At 66.3% G+C, this 17894-nt stretch carries 13 protein-coding genes and 2 pseudogenes; 9 read left to right on the forward strand and 6 right to left on the reverse strand.

Annotation, left to right across the window (positions count from 1 at the left end):
- Positions 1-159: 159 nt before the first annotated feature.
- The 4 genes and pseudogenes from DAD99_RS21455 to DAD99_RS00835 form a co-directional block, all read right to left on the reverse strand.
- Positions 160-828 carry a DUF4192 family protein gene (locus DAD99_RS21455; RefSeq protein WP_309233168.1) on the reverse strand — a complete coding sequence of 223 codons (669 nt, stop codon included), beginning with the start codon at positions 826-828 and terminating at the stop codon, positions 160-162.
- A complete protein-coding gene (locus DAD99_RS21460) occupies positions 774-1394 on the reverse strand; it encodes a DUF4192 domain-containing protein (RefSeq protein WP_227007457.1) in 621 nt (206 codons plus the stop codon). The genes DAD99_RS21455 and DAD99_RS21460 overlap by 55 nt, the downstream gene beginning before the upstream one ends.
- Before the next feature lie 84 nt (positions 1395-1478).
- Positions 1479-2828 (reverse strand): annotated as a pseudogene (locus DAD99_RS00830) (nitrate/nitrite transporter).
- Between the two features lie 69 nt (positions 2829-2897).
- Complete coding sequence (locus DAD99_RS00835) at positions 2898-3836, reverse strand: proteasome assembly chaperone family protein (protein WP_193339947.1); 939 nt, start codon at positions 3834-3836, stop codon at positions 2898-2900.
- A 24-nt stretch (positions 3837-3860) separates the two neighbouring features.
- Here DAD99_RS00835 and DAD99_RS00840 point away from each other — a divergent pair, with 24 nt between their 5' ends.
- The 6 genes from DAD99_RS00840 (at position 3861) to DAD99_RS00865 (ending at position 10270) form a co-directional block, all read left to right on the forward strand.
- The gene (locus DAD99_RS00840) at positions 3861-4085 is read left to right on the forward strand and encodes a hypothetical protein (RefSeq protein WP_193339948.1); all 225 of its coding nucleotides are present in this window, start codon (positions 3861-3863) and stop codon (positions 4083-4085) included.
- An 11-nt stretch (positions 4086-4096) separates the two neighbouring features.
- On the forward strand, positions 4097-5623 hold the full coding sequence (locus DAD99_RS00845) for a leucyl aminopeptidase (RefSeq protein ID WP_193339949.1): 1527 nt from the start codon (positions 4097-4099) through the stop codon (positions 5621-5623).
- A 249-nt stretch (positions 5624-5872) separates the two neighbouring features.
- Entirely contained in the window at positions 5873-7258 is a 1386-nt protein-coding gene (lpdA, locus tag DAD99_RS00850) for a dihydrolipoyl dehydrogenase (protein WP_185263258.1), read from the forward strand.
- A 126-nt stretch (positions 7259-7384) separates the two neighbouring features.
- Positions 7385-9103 carry a 2-oxoglutarate dehydrogenase, E2 component, dihydrolipoamide succinyltransferase gene (sucB, locus tag DAD99_RS00855; protein WP_193339950.1) on the forward strand — a complete coding sequence of 573 codons (1719 nt, stop codon included), beginning with the start codon at positions 7385-7387 and terminating at the stop codon, positions 9101-9103.
- 148 nt (positions 9104-9251) lie between these two features.
- Positions 9252-9608 (forward strand): hypothetical protein, encoded by a 357-nt coding sequence (locus DAD99_RS00860; RefSeq protein ID WP_193339951.1) that lies wholly within the window; start codon positions 9252-9254, stop codon positions 9606-9608.
- 233 nt (positions 9609-9841) lie between these two features.
- Positions 9842-10270, forward strand: a complete 429-nt coding sequence (locus tag DAD99_RS00865) for an OsmC family protein (RefSeq protein WP_193339952.1) — start codon at positions 9842-9844, stop codon at positions 10268-10270.
- A gap of 123 nt (positions 10271-10393) precedes the next feature.
- Here DAD99_RS00865 and DAD99_RS00870 read toward each other — a convergent pair whose 3' ends face one another.
- Entirely contained in the window at positions 10394-13903 is a 3510-nt protein-coding gene (locus tag DAD99_RS00870) for a S41 family peptidase (RefSeq protein ID WP_193339953.1), read from the reverse strand.
- Between the two features lie 74 nt (positions 13904-13977).
- On the opposite strand from DAD99_RS00870, the gene DAD99_RS00875 reads away from it, so the two are divergent.
- Positions 13978-14871, forward strand: a complete 894-nt coding sequence (locus tag DAD99_RS00875) for a TIGR01777 family oxidoreductase (RefSeq protein ID WP_193339954.1) — start codon at positions 13978-13980, stop codon at positions 14869-14871.
- Positions 14872-14911: 40 nt separating this feature from the next.
- Here DAD99_RS00875 and DAD99_RS00880 read toward each other — a convergent pair whose 3' ends face one another.
- Positions 14912-16792 (reverse strand): protein kinase, encoded by a 1881-nt coding sequence (locus tag DAD99_RS00880; RefSeq protein ID WP_193339955.1) that lies wholly within the window; start codon positions 16790-16792, stop codon positions 14912-14914.
- Positions 16793-16929: 137 nt separating this feature from the next.
- Between DAD99_RS00880 and lipB the strand changes: the two genes are divergently transcribed.
- Positions 16930-17598 carry a lipoyl(octanoyl) transferase LipB gene (lipB, locus tag DAD99_RS00885; protein WP_193339956.1) on the forward strand — a complete coding sequence of 223 codons (669 nt, stop codon included), beginning with the start codon at positions 16930-16932 and terminating at the stop codon, positions 17596-17598.
- Positions 17595-17894: pseudogene (locus DAD99_RS00890) on the forward strand (lipoyl synthase); the annotation flags it as partial. The gene lipB and the pseudogene DAD99_RS00890, both read left to right, overlap by 4 nt.

Raw genomic sequence — 17894 nt, forward strand, 5'->3', positions numbered from 1 at the left:
GTAGAACTGCCGGGGCGGCCATAATGTTCCCTGCTGGGCTTCATCACATGCACTTGATTCACGGACCCAACCGGGTCTCGGCAACCATTGTCTCATGGTTTTCCCAAACCCGACCTCAAGGCTGGCGCATCCCGGTCCCACTGGTGAGGCTACAGCGGCTCAGGCTGCATCCGGTTCGAATTTCCGCCAGGCGGCTTCCTTCCGTGCAGCCCAGCCGCAGAGGTTGCCGCGCCGCACCAGCTCAAGCATGAGTTCAGCGAGCCGGTAGCCTGGTTCCTCCTCAAGGGCACGGCCGAGGTACGCGGCAGCGTACGACCCCCGTCCCCTGCACCATGCGATCCACCCTCGTCCTGTCAGCGCGGCCGCACCGGCCTGACCGCCGCACGCCGTCAGCTGTTCCAGCACTGCGTCAAGGCTGTTAAGGGTGTGCCAGGCAGGAACCACAGGGTCCAGCCCCAACAGGACTTCGCCATACCCCGGAATGCCTGGGATACCTGGTCCGGCTGGCTCCCATCCTGCCCCTCCGGCTCCGGGCGCTGGTCCGGAAGGTGCGAAGCCCAGGAGCGCAGGCCCCACCGGAGCCAGGATGCAGCCGGCATCGAAGATACCGAATTTCGCGGCACCCGCCAGGGCAGCCGCCTGACCGGCCGCGGCCATCACCAGGACGGCGTCACGCCAGGCCGGGACACGGAGCGACGCGCGAAGGTAGGCAACCTCGTTGACCGGCAGCACCTGACAAGGCACGTTGGCCAGCAGTGCCTCCCACTGGACCATCAGCTGGCCAAACTGGTCCCTGCTCCCCGGCGCCGGTCCAGCTGCTCCGCCCACGTTTCCTCGTAGGCAAGGATGGCTGTCCGGTCCTCGCCGGAAAGCGTGGGCGGAGGATGGGCACCGTCCTCCGGCGCGGGCCCGACGCTGCTGCCGCGGAAAACCATCTCGGCGTTCAGCATGCTGTCCCGGATCGCTTGAACGGACCGGCCCGGCGAGGGGCAGCAGGACGGTTCGGTGCAATAGGCATCACGCCAGAAGGCGTCACCGACGTACCAGGCGTCCCGTACCGGCATCCCCGCGGCCCCTAAGACCGACTGCAGCGCGTCCAGTAGCCCGCGGTAGGTTCCCGGAGGTTCCATCCAGCCGTCGTTGGTGAAGCAGGCCAGCAGGGCACCGTCGGCATCCCCGTCAGCCTGGAGATAGCCGAGCACCGTGTCGGCGTAGTCTTTCGGGTCCGAGAGGGTTTCCGGGCCTGGAAGATCCAGCCTCAGGGTTGCTCCCAGCCGGTTACCGTGCAGGGTCATCGCAACCAGGCTGTCTGCCGGCCAGTAGCCCAGGGAATGCGGGATGAAGCCGAGGATGTCTTCAGGGCCTCGGACGGTCAGGTGTTCTGAAGGTTTCATAGTTCAAGTCTTGGCTCAGCCGGTGGCGCGCGCCCGAAAAAACCTGGGCCATGTGGACAAGCGACCAGGTGTGGAGGAAGAGTCTCAGCGGTCCTTGGACTCGGACGGCTGGCGCCGCCGGGCCAGGTTCGCCCGCCGCTGCTGCGCCATGGCCCGGAGGAGCGGCGGCACCACAACACCCTGCGCGGCCATCTGACGCCGTACTTTGCGCCGGCAGACCAGCGTCATGGCGGCGCCGAAGCCCAGCAAAAGGAACTGAACGCTAAGTGCGATCCGGAACGGCTCGAGCCCGTACAGGACGCCGTCGGAATAGCCGCTGGCCAGCAGGACGTCCAGCACGAGGCCGACCAGGAAGATCGCCACGAGGGCCGCGATGAAACCGCCCACATTCACGATGCCCGTTGCGGTTCAGATCCTGTGCGCCGGATTGAACGTCCGCGCGAAGTCAAACCCGATCATCGATCCTGGCCCCCCGACGGCCAGGACCACCACCAGGCACGCCAGCAACCACAGCGGGGAGCGGCCAGGCGTCACCAGCACCGCGGCCCAGGCAGCGGCCGTGGCCCCGGCGATGAGCAGCACCATGGTTGACCGGCGAAGTGGGTGGCGGGAAACGAACTGCCCGATGAAAGGGCCCACGGCCATCGCCGCCGCAACGTACAGGGTCATCAGGCCGGCCACGGTTGCGGCATCCAGGCCCTGTCCCGAGATCAGGAACGGATATCCCCAGGTCATGGCGAACACCGTGCCGCTGAACTGTATGGTGAAGTGGCTCCACATCCCCAGCCGGGTACCCGGCTGGCGCCAGGCCCGCGCGAGCGAGGCGCCCGTGGCCTTCAACCCTTGCTGCGCTTGGGGGGCGGGCACACCGGGCGGGTGGTCCTTCAACAGGACCAGCACCAGCACCACCGCCAGGCCCGCCATGCCGGCGAGCATCAGGAAGCCGGGGGTCCAGCCAAAGGAATGCAGGACAAAGGCGAACGGCAGCACACTGAACAGCTGCCCCAACTGGCCCGACATGCCCGTCAGCTGCGTGACCAGGGGAACCCGGGCAGGCGCGAACCACAGGGGAATGAGCCGGATCACGGAAATAAAGGTCATGGCGTCGCCGGCGCCCACAAGAACCCGCCCCGCCACACCGCCGGGGATGGTGTCGGCGAAGGCCAGCTGGAGCTGCCCAAGTCCCATGAGGACGGCTCCACCGGCGATCATGATGCGCGAGCCGAACCTGTCCACCAGGAGGCCGACGGGGATCTGCAGTCCGGCGTAGACCAGCAGCTGCAGCACCGTGAAGAAGGAGATGGCGGACGCGCCGGCATGGAACCGCTCGGTGGCTTCCAGCCCCACCACACCGAATGAGGTGCGCTGGGAGACGGCCACAAGGTAGGCGAAGATGCCGATGGTCCAGATCAGCCAGGCTCGGGGTGCAGTCACCCCCTCATTATGCCCGGGCTGCTGCCCCGCCCCGGGCAGGCGTCTGCAAGGCGGACGCCGTGGGGCCGGCTACGGGTGCGGGTTCTCGCGGGCCAGGTAGGCCTCCACTGCCGCGCCCAGCTCGTCACCGTTCGGAAGTTCGTCATTTTCATCGGCCAGAAGCGAGCGTCGGACGGTACCCTCAGCCTTCTCGTCGTACCGCTCTTCCAGCCGGGAGACAACCTGCTGCACATCTTCCGAGGCTGCAACCTGTTCAGCGATCTGGCGGCCCACTTCCCGGCCCGCCTCGCGCAGCCGGTCCGCCGGCAACATCAGGGACGTCGCGGCACCGAGGAATTCAAGTCCGGCTACTGCGGCCGGCGGGTATTCCGCGTCGGCAAGGTAGTGCGGAACGTGGATCACGTAGCCGGCAACATTGCGCTCAGCCTCCATGAGGCGCAGCTCCAGAATGTGCCCTACGGCAGCCGGAACGTCAACGGTGGGCTTCCAGGCGGAAATGCCTTCGATCAGTTCCGGACGGTTGCCGTGGACGGTCACGCCAACAGGGCGCGTGTGCGGCACAGGCATGGGAATGGAGTGAATCCAGGTCACCAGGTTCACGTCGAGCTTTTCCACAATGCCAACGACGGCGCGCGCGAACCGCTCCCATTGAAGGTCGGGTTCAAAACCGGCCAGAAGCAGGAAGGGGCTGCCGAGCCCGTCCGTCAGCTTGTACAGCGCCAGCTTCGGCTGCTGATAGTCCTGCAGATGATCCTCCACGAAGGAGATGTGGGGCCGCCGCGAACGGTAGTCGATGAGCTGGTCAGCGTCGAACACTGCCACCGGCTCGGCGTCGAGGGTGTCCAGGAGCTCCGCATTGATCTGCCTCACCACGTGGCCGGCATCGGCAAAGCCGGTGAAGCCCATCACCAGGTTCAGCCCGCTGAGCGCCGGGCTGTGGAACAGCTCGATGTTGCTCGCATAGAGCGCATCGGGGTCCAGCAGGGAACCGGAAATCCGTTCAAGCACGGCGTCGTCCTTTCAAGGAGTCAGGTGAATATCTTGTACAACGCGGCCAGGCACTCGGGAATTCCGCCAGCCGGTGTGGCGCAGGTCTCAGGGGATTCCGCTGCCGCGGCCCGCAGCGGCTACGATCGTGAATGGCCCGCCGGACGGGATTACCGGCACCCCGGCGTCGCCCCGATCGGACGGCCCCCGGATTTCCATGGCCGAGCGCCTGACATCCATACCAGCGCGAACAGCCTTTTCGAGAATTGAGGACTTACCCCGTGGTCAAGAATACTGAAATCAACCTTAGTACCCTCGCCAAGGACCTGAACAGGACCCCCAGTGACGCCGTCGTCATCGGCGTGGGACAGGGATCGGACGGCCCTATCCTGCTGGCGAATCCGTTGACCGCAAAATCGGCGGAAGCACTGACCGACTCCCTCAAGGTTCTGGGTGTCACCGGTGCCGCTGACCAGATCGTCCGGCTGCCCGGCCTCCCGGAAACGGGTGCGGGTGTTCTGGTTCTCGCCGGTGTTGGCAAGGTGGCCGCTGGCCGTCCCCTCACCGAAGAGGCCCTGCGGCGTGCCGCGGGTTCCGCCGTCCGCCAGCTCGGCGGTCTGCCCACTGTTGTCCTCGCGCTCCCGACGGCGGGTGTCGCCGACGTCGCGGCGGTCGCCGAGGGTGCGGCCCTGGGCGCCTATTCCTTCACCGAGTACCGGTCGTCCAACGACGGGCTGAAGGAACCGGTCCGCAACGCGTTGATCTACACGGACCTTGCCCCCAACGATGCGCTTCGCGCCGCGCTGACGCGTGCTGGCCTGATCGGTAAAGCCGTCAACGCCACGCGCTCCCTGGTCAACCAGCCGCCCAGCCACCTGTACCCCGAATCCTTCGCCGAGGCCGCCAGGGAACTGGCCAAGGGCCTGCCGGTCAAGGTGACGGTCTGGGACGAAAAACGCCTCGAAAAGGAAGGCTTCGGCGGCATCATGGGGGTGGGCAAGGGCTCCACCCGCCAGCCCCGCCTGGTGAAGGTCGAATACGCACCCGCAAAGGCCACCGCAAAAATCGCCCTCGTCGGCAAGGGCATCACGTTCGACACCGGCGGCATTTCCATTAAGCCGGCCCTTGGCATGGGTGACATGAAGAGCGACATGGCGGGCGCCGCCGTCGTCCTTAACACCGTGCTGGCGATCGCAGGACTGGGTCTTCCGGTGAAGGCGACCGCCTGGCTCTGCATCGCTGAAAACATGCCCTCCGGTGCAGCTTCACGGCCTGCTGATGTGCTCACCATGTTCGGCGGCAAGACCGTGGAAGTGCTGAACACCGACGCCGAGGGCCGCCTGGTGATGGCAGACGGCATCGTCGCGGCGAGCCGTGAATACCCTGACGCCATCATCGACGTCGCCACCCTCACGGGCGCGCAACTCATCGCCCTCGGCAACAGGACTGCGGGCGTCATGGGCTCTGACAGCGTCACCGGACCGATCAAGGCCGCCGCAGATCGTGCGGGCGAACTGGTGTGGCCCATGCCGCTGCCGGAGGAACTGCGCCCGAGCATCGACTCCCAGGTGGCCGACCTCGCCAACATCGGCGAACGCCACGGCGGCATGATGACCGCAGCTGTTTTCCTGCGCGAGTTTGTGGGCAAGGGCAAGGACGGGGAGCAGATCCCCTGGGCGCACATCGACATCGCCGGCCCGTCCTTCAACAACGGAAGCCCTTACGGCTACACGCACAAGCAGGGCACAGGCTGCACCGTCCGCACACTGGTGGCTTACGTCGAGGACATCCTGGCCGCTGCCGCCTGACCAGCTTTTGAACTGTCACGCGGCTTTGTGACACCACCGTGAATCCTTGGACACAAAGCCGCGTGACACTCACCACAAGCGCCCCACAAACGCCACGGCAAGGTGGAGCATGTATTAGTGGTTCGCTAAGGTGAACTCCGGTAGTCACAAATGAAAGGGAACTGTTCTGCTGGCATAATCACGGCAGGGAAGTTCCAAGACCAGATGATGCGTACTCTCGTGTCATCGTTCACGCGAGGGAGCGTTTTAGTGGCCGATCAGGCAACTGCGCAAGAATTCGACATCCTGGTACTCGGCGGCGGCAGCGGCGGCTACGCAACTGCCCTGCGTGCCGTTCAGCTTGGCCTCACCGTTGGCCTGATCGAAAAGGGCAAGCTAGGCGGCACCTGCCTGCACAACGGCTGTATCCCCACCAAGGCCTTGCTGCACTCCGCTGAACTGGCCGACCACGCCCGCGACTCGGCAAAGTACGGCGTCAACGTCACCCTTGACAGCATTGACATCACCGCTGTCAACGCCTACAAAGACGGGATCATCGCTGGCAAGTTCAAAGGCCTGCAGGGTCTCATCAAGGGCAAAAAAGGCATCACCGTCATCGAAGGCGAAGGCAAGCTCCAGGGCACCGACACCGTAGTCGTGAACGGCACCGCGTACAAGGGCAAGAACATTGTCCTCGCGACCGGCTCCTACTCCCGGTCGCTGCCGGGCCTGGAAATCGGCGGCAAGGTCATCACCTCCGACGAAGCCCTCACCATGGATTTCATCCCCAAGAGCGCGATCATCCTGGGCGGCGGCGTGATCGGCGTCGAGTTCGCTTCGGTTTGGAAGTCCTTCGGCGTCGACGTCACCATCATCGAGGGCCTGCCTTCGCTGGTCCCGAACGAGGACGCGACAATCGTCAAGGCCTTTGAGCGCGCCTTCAAGAAGCGCGGCATCAAGTTCTCCACCGGCACCTTCTTCCAGGGCGTTGAGCAGAACGCCGACGGCGTGAAGGTCACCCTCGTGGACGGCAAGACCTTCGAAGCAGACCTGATGCTTGTGGCCGTCGGCCGCGGCCCGGTCACGGCCAACCTCGGCTACGAAGAGGCCGGTCTGACCATCGACCGCGGCTTCGTCATCACCAACGAGCGTCTGCACACCGGTGTCGGCAACGTCTATGCCGTTGGCGACATCGTCCCCGGCGTCCAGTTGGCACACCGCGGCTACCAGCAGGGCATCTTCGTCGCCGAGGAAATCGCCGGCCTGAAGCCCGTCGTCGTCGAAGACGTCAACATCCCCAAGGTCACCTACTCCGAGCCCGAAATCGCCACGGTGGGCTACACGGAAAAGGCCGCCAAGGCCAAGTTCGGTGACGACCAGATCCAGATCCAGGAATACAACCTCGCCGGCAACGGCAAAAGCTCCATCCTGGGCACCGGCGGCCTTGTCAAGCTGGTCCGCCAGAAAGACGGCCCCGTGGTCGGCGTCCACATGATCGGCGCCCGCATGGGCGAGCAGATCGGCGAGGCCCAGCTGATCGTGAACTGGGAAGCCTACCCGGAGGACGTGGCCCAGCTGGTCCACGCACACCCGACCCAGAACGAGTCCCTGGGCGAGGCCCACCTGGCCCTGGCCGGCAAGCCTCTGCACGGCTAGCAGTTCCGCCCGCACCACCGCAAGACAACAGGGCTTAGTGCACCCGGCGTGATCCGCCGGGTGCACTAAGCTCGAACAAGCCAGCCATCATCCGCACAAAAGATCAATAAGGAGAACGGGGACGACATGTCTGAATCCGTTAACTTGCCCGCCCTCGGTGAGAGCGTCACCGAAGGAACCGTCACCCGCTGGCTCAAGCAGGTAGGTGACCGGGTAGAGGTGGACGAACCGCTGCTCGAGGTTTCCACCGACAAAGTAGACACCGAAATCCCCTCTCCGATTGCCGGCATCATCGAGGAAATCCTCGTTGCCGAAGACGAGACCGCCGAAGTAGGCGCTCCCTTGGTCCGCATCGGCGACGGCTCCGGCGGCGGCGCAGCCCCCGAAGCAGCAGCGCCGGCCGAAGAAGCACCCGCCGAAGAGGCTCCGGCCGCCGAAGCACCCGCTGAAGAAGCTCCCGCAGCGGCAGCACCCGCCGCATCGGACGGCGAAACCCACGACGTCACCCTCCCGGCACTGGGCGAAAGCGTCACTGAAGGAACCGTCACCCGCTGGCTGAAGGCCGTGGGCGACACCGTTGCAGTGGATGAGCCGCTGCTCGAGGTTTCCACGGACAAGGTTGACACCGAAATCCCGTCCCCCGTCGCGGGAACGCTGCAGGAAATCCGGGTCAACGAAGACGAAACCGCCGAAGTAGGCGCAGTCCTCGCCGTCATCGGCTCCGGCGCGGCTGCCCCCGCAGCCTCCGCTCCGGCACCGGCAGCAGCTCCGGCGCCCGCCGCCGAGCCTGCGGCACCAGCGCCCGCCGCGGCACCTGCTCCCGTTGCACCCAAGGCAGAGGCCGCTCCGGCGGCACCGGCCGCGGCAGCAGCACCTGCTCCCGTTTCGGCCCCGGCACCCGCAGCCGAGCCTGCTGCCGGCGGCGACTCCGGCTACGTGACGCCCCTGGTCCGGAAGCTGGCCAACCAGCACGGCGTGGACGTCGCATCACTGTCCGGCACCGGCGTTGGTGGACGCATCCGCAAGCAGGACGTCCTCGCTGCGGCAGAAGCCAAGGCTGCTCCCCCCGCCGCTGCACCGGCCAAGCCGTCCGCCGCTCCGGCCGGCCCGGCAGCCTCCTCCCTGCGCGGCACCACGCAGAAGGCACCACGCATCCGCCAGGTCATCGCCCGCCGCATGCGCGAATCCCTCGAAATCTCCACGCAGCTCACGCAGGTGCACGAAGTGGACATGACCAAGGTGGCCAAGCTCCGTCTGAAGGCCAAGAACTCGTTCCTGGCCCAGAACGGCGTCAAGCTCACCTTCCTGCCGTTCATCGCCAAGGCCGTGGCCGAGGCCCTCAAGCAGCACCCCAAGCTCAACGCTGCGTACGACGAGGACAAGCAGGAGATCACCTACCACAACGCCGAGCACCTGGCGATCGCAGTGGACACGGACAAGGGCCTGCTGGTTCCGGTCGTCACCGATGCCGGCAACCTGAACCTGGCCGGGCTGGCCGCCAAGATCGCCGACGTTGCCGGCCGCACCCGCGACGGCAAGATCGGCCCGGACGAACTGTCCGGCGGAACGTTCAGCATCACCAACATCGGTTCGGTCGGCGCCCTGTTCGACACCCCGATCATCAACCAGCCGCAGGTTGGCATCCTGGGCACCGGCGCGATCGTCAAGCGCCCCGTGGTGGTGGCCGATGAGAACGGTGACGACTCGATCGCCATCCGCTCCATGATGTACCTGTCACTCACGTACGACCACCGCCTGGTGGACGGCGCGGACGCAGGACGCTTCCTCCAGACCCTGAAGGCCCGCCTTGAAGAAGGCGCCTTCGAGGCCGACCTGGGACTCTAATCCCCCAGCAGAACCGAACGACGGCGGTGCACGCACCGGTGGGAAACCACTGGAACGCGAGCACGGCCGTCGTGGTTTAAGGCGCGGTGCATTCAGGCCCCGCGTGGCTTTGCTACGCGACGTAGAATCTACTGGCTAAGCTGGTGCCATGACTATCGTGTTCAGCATCCTGGTGTTCTTGCATATCGTCGGCGCAGCAATGATCGTGGGCTACTGGATCGCCACGATCAAAGAGCCGACCGTCCACCCACGCCAGCGTGACGGCGCCTTCCTGCAACTGCTGACCGGCGTCGCCATGATGGGCATGATAACGATTCCGGAACTGAACATGCATGCCAACTATTTTAAGCTTGGCATCAAGTTCGCAATCGGTGTCGCTGTTGCCGTGCTGGCCGTGATCGGCTCCCGGAAGGTCAAGAAGGGTGAACCGGTTTCCACTGGCCTGTCCCACGGAGTCGGCGGACTTGCGCTGCTCAACGTGGCCATCGCCACACTCTGGAACTGATCGCGAACAGAACCACGCACGACGGCGCCGCTCCCCTCATCGGGGAGCGGCGCCGTCGCTGTTTAACGGCCAAGCCGTGACCGCCCTGCGTCAGTCGCCAGGCGGCCGGGCGCACAGTCACAATCCACTGAGAGCGGACACCCTGTGCACGGCCGCCGCTCAATCCCTAGGATTGGAACCGGCGGGGCCGGGCAACGGCCGGTCCCGGTTCGAACCGACTTTGAGGAGTGGACATGGCAGCAATACGCACCGCGCACACAGTATGGAACGGCGACCTGATGACAGGGTCGGGTCAGACCACGCTGGACAGCTCCGGCCTGGGCACATTTGAGGTTACCTGGAAGGCACGCACCGAAGCGGCCGGGGGCAAGACCAGCCCGGAAGAACTCATCGCCGCAGCGCACGCGAGCTGCTTCTCGATGGCATTCAGCAACATGCTCGCCCAGGCCGGACATGCTCCGGAAGAAGTCAACACCAAAGCCGACGTGACGTTCGTTCCCGGCACCGGCATCACGGGGAGCCACCTGACGATGTCCGCCAAGATCCCCGGCATCTCCGAAGAAGAGTTCCAGCGGATCGCCGGCGAGGCCAAGACCGGCTGCCCGGTATCCGGCGCGCTGGCCAGCATCGAGATCACCTTGGACGCTACCCTGCAGTCCTGATCCACCCAGGCGGCAGCTGCGGTCGCTAGTGACGCTGGCTGCTCCTGAAACGGAGAAGGCCCCGCCCCGCCCGGACTACCGGGAGGGGCAGGGCCTTCTTTGGTCTATTGTCGCAGTACGGTGTTAGCCGCCATGCCGGCGGGCAGGAAGCGGCGCAGGCTTCAGGCGGCGGTAGCCTTCGCGGACCGGGGGCTTGTCCGTGGGCAGCTCCTGGATCATTTCCCTAAGCGCACCGATCCCGTATTCCAGCTGGGGGTCCCTGCCAGCGGCATAAGCGTGCGGCGGGTAGAGCACTTCGATGTCGGGGTCCACGCCGTAGTTTTCCACGGACCAGCCCACACCGCCACCGAACCAGGTGGCGTACCGCGGCTGGGTCACGCCGGTGCCGTCGGCCAGGGCGAACCTGTTGTCGATCCCCACCACACCGCCCCACGTGCGCGTGCCGATCACCGGGCCGATCCCCCGCAGCTTGGAGACCTGGGTGATGATGTCGCCGTCGGAGCCGGCAAATTCATCGGCGAGGATGATCACCGGACCACGCGGCGCGTGGTGCGGGTAGGTCCGCGGACGTTCGCCGCGGGGCATGCTCCAGCCGGTGACCTTCCGGCCAATCAGCTCCGCCACCAGCTGGGACGTGTGGCCGCCACGGTTCCGGCGGACATCCACGATGAGTCCGTCCAGGGCAGTCTCGGTGTCGAGGTCGCGGTGCAGCTGCGCCCAGCCGTTGGCCATCATGTCCGGGATGTGCAGGTACCCGTAGCGGCCGCCGGAGGCCTCCCGGACGATCCCGCGGTTAGCGGCCACCCACTCCTGATAGCGCAGCCGTTCCTCGTCCTTGACCGGGATCACGGCGATCCGCCGCTGCTCCCCTGCCTCGACGCCATGCCCCGTTCCGTTGCGCAGTGTCAGCTCCACCGCCCGTCCGGCAGCGCCCACCAGCTGCATCGCGGGGCTCACAGTGGCGGACAGCGGCACACCGTCGATGGCCAGTATTACGTCCCCGGCCATCGCGGCAGCACCGGGCCGGGTCAGCGGCGAGGTGGCCAGCGGGTCCGAGGACTCCCCGGCAAGAATCCGGGTGATCTCCCAGCCGGCCGCTGTCAAGGCAAAGTCTGCGCCGAGCCGTCCCTGGCTACTGCTGCCGTTTTCCGTGACTGCTGCGGGCCGGACGTAGGCGTGCGAGGTGCCCAGTTCCCCGTGCAGCTCCCAGAGCAGGTCCACCAGGTCGTCGTGGGACCCCAGCCGGTCAACGATCGGACGGTACCGTTTGTGGATGGATTCCCAATCCTGTCCTGCCATGTCTTCGGCCCAGAAGAAGTCGCGCTGCAGGCGCCAGGCTTCGTCGAACGCCTGGCCCCAGACGCTGAGGGGATCCATCATCACGCGGATACGGCCCAGATCCACCTTGACCAGCTGGCCGGATTCCTCATCGGCTTTGGCGGCAGAGGGAACCACGCTGACCTGTTTGTCGTTGACCAGCACCACTTTCGTGCCGTCGCCGGAGAGTCGGTAGCTGTCCAGGGCTTCCACCAGGGTGGCGGACTTCCGGCGGGCCAGGTCGAAGCGGACCAGCCTGGGGCGTGCGTCCTTGTCTTCCTGGCTGGCTTTGCCGTCGCCGGTGACGCCTGCCAGGGCCCAGTCCAGCCACAGCAGTGCGCCCTCCGTTGACGTCAGTGAGGTGTAGTTGCCCTGGGGCACGGGAACCCCGATGACACGGTGCGCCAACCCGGCCGGATCCACACGGACCGCCGGACCTGCCGCGGCGTCTGCATCCGGGCCGTCCGAGCTGTCCGCGCTTGCGGCAGGGGCCAGGTCAACAGCAGGGCCAAACGGCGACGGCGTCGTGGCCGCCAGTGCCACCAGATACGGCTTGATGGGGCTTGGGAAGGACAGGTCGAACGAGTGCCCGTCGTAGACCGGATCAAAGCTCCGGTTGGACAGGAAGGCCAGGAACTTTCCGTCCGGCGTGAAATTTGGGGACATATCGCAGAAACGGCCGTCCGTGACCTCGACGATGCCGCCCGCCAGGTCCGTGGCGTTGGCCAGCCGGAGCCGGCTCCGGGAGCCGAACGAGGTGACGGGTTCCGACCAGGCCAGCCACTGCGAGTCTGGCGACCACGCGAGTTCCGCGATGGTCCCCTCGCCGATGCTGGCGACCAGGGACAGGGCCCCGGTGGCTGTGTCCGCCACATAAATGTCGCCGAAAGAGGTTCCCACGGCAATCCACCGGCCATCGGGGCTCGCTTCCAGGGCGCTGGCGCGTGACGGCTTGGGGAAGGCGATGCGGGTCGGGAGGCCGGCCGGTCCGGCGTTGACGCCGGACTCCGCCGGGCTGTGGGCCGCATCGGCCCGTGATTCCCCGGCCGGGGATTCGTCGGCCGGGGAATCATCCGGCACAGGGACCACGACGTCGGCAGCAACCGCTGCGGACGATGCCGCCGCCGGAACCGGCCGGGGCAGTGGCGCTTCCTGTTGGTTCGAATCGGCGGCGGGAGTCACGGCGACCGGGGTTGCCGTGACGGCAGGAACCACAGTGTCGGGGACCGGCGCGGCAATCTCCTTGATGTAGATCGCTTCCACGCCGTCGTGATCTGCGACGTAAGCGAGGCGGCCGCCGTCGAGCGGTCTCGGGAGCCGTGCCCGGACACCCGGGGTGGCCTCGACGATCCGGGACGGGCCGTCCTTGTGGCGGAGCCAGTGAAGGGTGCCATGCGCCTCCACCACGCTGGCGGAGCCGCTGTCATCCGGCACCACCGTGCCCAGGTGTTTGGAGGTTTTCAGCAGACCCGGGCGGCGCGATTGCGACGCGGAGCCCAGCGAGATGTCGAGCCGTACCGCGGCAGAGGACAGATCGTGCAGGATCCAGAGCTCACCGGCAGATTCGAAGATGACCCGCTCACCGTCAGTGGACGCGTGCCGGACGTAGAAGTCCTCGTGGTCGGTGTGGCGTCGCAGATCGCCGCCGCCGGGCAGCACCGAGTACAGGTTTCCGTAACCCTCATGGTCCGACAGGAACGCAATGCGCCCGTCCACCCACAGCGGATCCGCGAGGTTTCCGTCGAGGCCGGGAACCAGGCGCTCGAACTCCCCGTTTCCGTCGGTGTCAATCCAGAGCTTGCCCGCGGTGCCGCCGCGGTACCGCTTCCACCAGGCCGGTTCACGGGAGAGCACGCTGGCCAGGACAACCGGCCGCTCGTCCCCCACTTCCGGGCCGAAGGCCACGGATTCGACCGGCCCGAAGGGGAGTTCCTCAGCCGACCCGCCGTCGACCGGGACGCTGTAAGCATAGGTATGCCGGCTTTCAGCCTGGCGGAACGCGCTGGTCACCACTACGTCGCCGGCTGCGGTGAAGCCTTTGACCCTGGTTGTGGCGTGGCCGAAATACGTCAGCTGCCGGTAGCCCCCGCCGTCCGCCTCTGCCGAAACCACTTCCGGGGCGGTTCCCTGGATAACAGTCCAGACCAGGCGCTTGCCGTCAGGCGTAAACCGCGGATTGCGGGCAGGCAGCTGCAGCGACGACACCCGCCATGCACGGCCGCCGCTGAGCGGTGCGATCCACACGTCGTCCTCTGCCACAAACGTGACCAGCTCGCCGTGGACATGCGGAAACCGGAAGTAGCTCGAAGAAGTCATCGTTCGATCATAGTCAACTCCCGGTACCGTCCGGGGGAGGTACCGGGAGCGAGCGGACCGTGGTGTGATGGATCATGCGCATCGTCATCGCCGGGGCCTCAGGGCTGATCGGGACCCACTTGTCCGCCACGCTGCGAGAGGCCGGCCACGATGTGACCACGCTCGTCCGACGCGAGCCTGCGTCCGCGGCCGAAATCCGCTGGGACCCGGCGGCGCAACGGCTGGACCCCCAGGCATTGGCGGGCGCGGACGCCGTGATCAACCTCTCGGGTGCCGGGATCGGGGACAGACCCTGGACCAGGGGCCGAATCGACGAGCTGTTGACGTCGCGGTTGGCTGCCACCAGCACGCTGACCGCCGCCATGGCCAAGCTTGACCACCCGCCGCGCACGTTTATCAGCCAGTCGGGATCCAACTACTATGGCGACTCGGGGTCCGCCCTGCTGCGGGAGAGCGCGTCGCCGGGCTCGGGTATTCTGGCCCGTCTGTGCGTCGAGTGGGAGGCCGCCGCGCATCAGGCGCCGGCCGGTGTCCGCGTGGTCACCCCACGCACCGGAGTCGTCCTCAGCCCCGCAGGTGGCGCTCTGGGCCGGCTGCTGCCGCTGCTTCGTCTCGGGGTGGGCGGTCCGCTAGGCAATGGCCGGCAGTACTGGCCGTGGATCACTCTGCCGGACGTCGCGGCCGCATTCATGTTCCTCGCTGGCGCCGGAATCCGCGGACCGGTCAATGTGTGCGCCCCCGAAAGCGCGGACGTGAACGCCTTGATCGGCGCGTTGGCATCCGCGCTCCACCGGCCGGCATTTTTCCGGGTACCTTCGCCGGCCCTGCGCCTTGTTATGTGGAAGTTGGCCGACGAACTCATCCTGGCCAGCCAGCGGATGGAACCGGCGGTACTTGAAGCCGCCGGCTTCCAGTGGCAGCACCCGTCGCTGGCCGAGGCCGCAGCCTGGGTGGCCGGCAAGCACTGAGCCTAGTCAATGGCCGGATCCAACGTGCTGAGGCAACCAGTCAGGAACCCGGCAGGACGTCCGTAATCCGCCAGCGGCCGTTAACGGAGACCAGCACCAGCCGGAGGTTCCGTGCCGCGACCGGCGCACCAGTTGCCACGGCTGTTCCGGACGCGTCCCTTTCCTCATAGGGCGCCGTAGCTGAAATGACGCCAACAACAACCCTGCCGGATGTGCTGCCGGGCTCGACCTGCAGGTTCGATACGGAACTGGTGAATCCTGCCAGGACGTGGCCGGACTCCAGGAGCTTAGCCTTGAGGCCAGCATCCGCGGCAGAGGCAGCCGATCCCGGGGCATTAACCAGATCCAGCAGCTCCAGCCGCCCGGAACTGAAGGCCAGGGACCTGACGGCAGCCAGTCCCTGGACTGCGTCGAGCGGGTCCGCCGAGTCCAGCTGCGCCGCGGCGGCGGCCGGGACTCCTGCCTCGGCGATCAGGGTGTCCGCCTCGCCGGGATCCGCATTCTCCGCCTCCGCCTGTCCACGGGTCCTGTCACCGGCAGCTACCGCCCCTGGTGCAACGGGTACAGCCCACGGTCCGCCCGGCCCAAAGGCGCCAGCGGCCCAGATCGCGCCTGCCAGCGTGGCACAGGCTCCCGACGCCAGCAGCACGGTGCCCCGGTTGCGGCCGGCCGTCCCTGCACGCCCGGCGCGCCGGTTCGGGCCGGGGTCCACCGGCTTCCGGGACACCACAGTCCGACGTTTCGCCCCGAGGATTGGTTCGTGATCCCTGGGCCCGGCTTCCACGGCATGCCTGCCACGCGGAGCCGGCTTTTCACTGTTTACCGGTTGGAGCGGTGCTCTGGCCTCCGGTTCGCGGAGCCTTGGCCCGGGAACCGCTGGCATCTCCCTTTCGTCCGCGGCCGGGAACGGAAGGATCTGCCGCGCCCCCACCAGCCCGGACCAGCGCGACGTCGAGATCCGGCGCCGCCAGGCCTGGAGACTACGACGGAGCGCGCCGCCGGGACGTTCCGGGACGCGGCGCCGTGTCAGCAGCTGCGGAATGACCGTGGCGTGGACCGAGGACGCGAGGTCCACCGGCAGCGGCGGGGCGCTGCGGTAGACCGCCGTCGCCAGCTCAACAGCTGTGGGTCGCAGCCGCCTGTCCTCATTGAGTCCCGCCTCCAGGGCAGCGGCCAGCTCGGCTGGAACGTCAGGGAGCAGGAGCGAGAGGGGCGGGCGATCGGCAGTCCGGCGTGGCGGCTGGCCCGTGAGGCAGTACCACCCCAGTGCCGCCACCGAGTAGACGTCACGTTCCGGCTGCAGCCCGACCCTTACGGCGTCCACGGGTGCCGGATCCATAAACCCAGCGGTTCCGTGGTCAGGCACCGCTGAAACATCACCCACCATCCGTGCAATTCCGACGTCGGCGAGCATTGGCTTGCCGTGCCCTGTAAACAGCACGTTCCCGGCCGATACGTCACCGTGGGTGAACCCCTGGGCGTGCAGGTAGCCAAGTGCCTGGGCAATCGGGGTGAGCACGGTGACCGTCTCTCCGATGGTGAGCTTGGCCCTGCTGCCGACCAGGTCTCCGAGGGAACCGCCGGGCGCGTAATCCAGCAGCAGCCCCATTGTCCCTCCTCCCGTCGCTGCTGAACCCGCCGGACGGTGAAGACGGAGGGCGTCGTGTGCCTTGATAAGGTGCTGGTGGTCGAGGACAGAAAGAATACGGATTTCACGGCGGATGGCCGCATCGGCCTCGCCCCCGCGCTCCGTGCCTTCGCCGGAACCAGCCACCTCGGGGTGCCCTTCACCGAGGCATTTCAGGGCGAACTCGCGGCCGGACCTTTCTTCGGTTACCAGCCATACTGTTGAACTACCGCCGCGGCCCAACATGCGGCCCACAAGGAAACCTGGAACCACCGGGGCAGTGAAATCATCCATGACTCATGTCTAGCGGAATCCGGGAATGCCTGCAGAAGTTATCCACAGCCGACGGGCCTGCACTGGATCCGCCGGTGGCATGAGAGGTCCGACACTATAGCCGGATTGCTCGCGGATCGGGGTCTAAGCTGGACGGCATGACTCTTGAGTTTTCACAGGTGGGTCTCGCCCCGGATTTCGTTGACTACACACACGGCTGGGATCTTCAGCGCGTGATCCACGGCAAGGTCGTAGCAGCCGAGGCGCCCAGCACTGTCCTCATCCTTGAACATGCCGCCGTTTATACGGCTGGGAAGCTCACAGAAGAGCACGAGCGTCCGTTGGACGGTACACCTGTTGTGGCGGTGGACCGCGGCGGCAAGCTGACCTGGCACGGCCCCGGCCAGCTGATCGTGTATCCGATTCTCAGGCTGAAGAACCGGTCAGGCATCCGAGACTATGTTGAGCGGCTTGAAGCGGTCATGATCGCCGTAATGGCCGACTATGGCATCCACGCTGAGCGCATCAAGGGACGGGCCGGCGTGTGGATCACCGCTGACAGCAAAGGCCCGGACCGGAAGATTGCAGCGATCGGCATCCGCGTCCTGGACGGGGTCACAATGCACGGCGTTGCCATTAACTGCAACAATGATCTGGCGCCTTATGCCCAGATCATCGCCTGTGGCATCACCGACGCCAGCGTCACCACAATGTCCATCGAAACCGGCAGGAACATCGCCCCCGGCGATATCGCGGACCGGTTCGTGGAAGAATTTCGCAAGCACGAAGAAGCACTCGTTTCAATCCCTGAGGGAGCACACCTGTGACACTGGCACCAGAAGGCCGGAAGCTGCTGCGCGTTGAGCAGCGTAACTCTGCAGTACCTGTGGAGCGGAAGCCGGAGTGGATCAAGGCGAAGGTCCAGATGGGTCCGGAGTATGTCCAGCTCAAGAACCTGGTTAAGAAGGAAGGCCTGCACACGGTGTGTGAGGAGGCCGGCTGCCCGAACATTTTTGAGTGCTGGGAAGACAAGGAAGCGACGTTCCTGATCGGTGGCTCCGAATGCACCCGGCGCTGTGATTTCTGCCAGATCGATACGGGTAAGCCGTCCCCGGTTGACGTG

The sequence above is a fragment of the Pseudarthrobacter sp. AB1 genome (genome assembly GCF_014926485.1).
Lineage (GTDB): Bacteria > Actinomycetota > Actinomycetes > Actinomycetales > Micrococcaceae > Arthrobacter.

Excerpts from the sequence above, each read along its gene's own strand:
- DAD99_RS21460 (WP_227007457.1), bottom strand. The coding sequence starts at position 1,394 with ATGAAACCTTCAGAACACCTGACCGTCCGAGGCCCTGAAGACATCCTC.
- sucB (WP_193339950.1), top strand. The coding sequence starts at position 7,385 with ATGTCTGAATCCGTTAACTTGCCCGCCCTCGGTGAGAGCGTCACCGAA.
- DAD99_RS00860 (WP_193339951.1), top strand. The coding sequence starts at position 9,252 with ATGACTATCGTGTTCAGCATCCTGGTGTTCTTGCATATCGTCGGCGCA.
- DAD99_RS00865 (WP_193339952.1), top strand. The coding sequence starts at position 9,842 with ATGGCAGCAATACGCACCGCGCACACAGTATGGAACGGCGACCTGATG.
- DAD99_RS00870 (WP_193339953.1), bottom strand. The coding sequence starts at position 13,903 with ATGACTTCTTCGAGCTACTTCCGGTTTCCGCATGTCCACGGCGAGCTG.
- DAD99_RS00875 (WP_193339954.1), top strand. The coding sequence starts at position 13,978 with ATGCGCATCGTCATCGCCGGGGCCTCAGGGCTGATCGGGACCCACTTG.
- DAD99_RS00880 (WP_193339955.1), bottom strand. The coding sequence starts at position 16,792 with ATGGATGATTTCACTGCCCCGGTGGTTCCAGGTTTCCTTGTGGGCCGC.
- lipB (WP_193339956.1), top strand. The coding sequence starts at position 16,930 with ATGACTCTTGAGTTTTCACAGGTGGGTCTCGCCCCGGATTTCGTTGAC.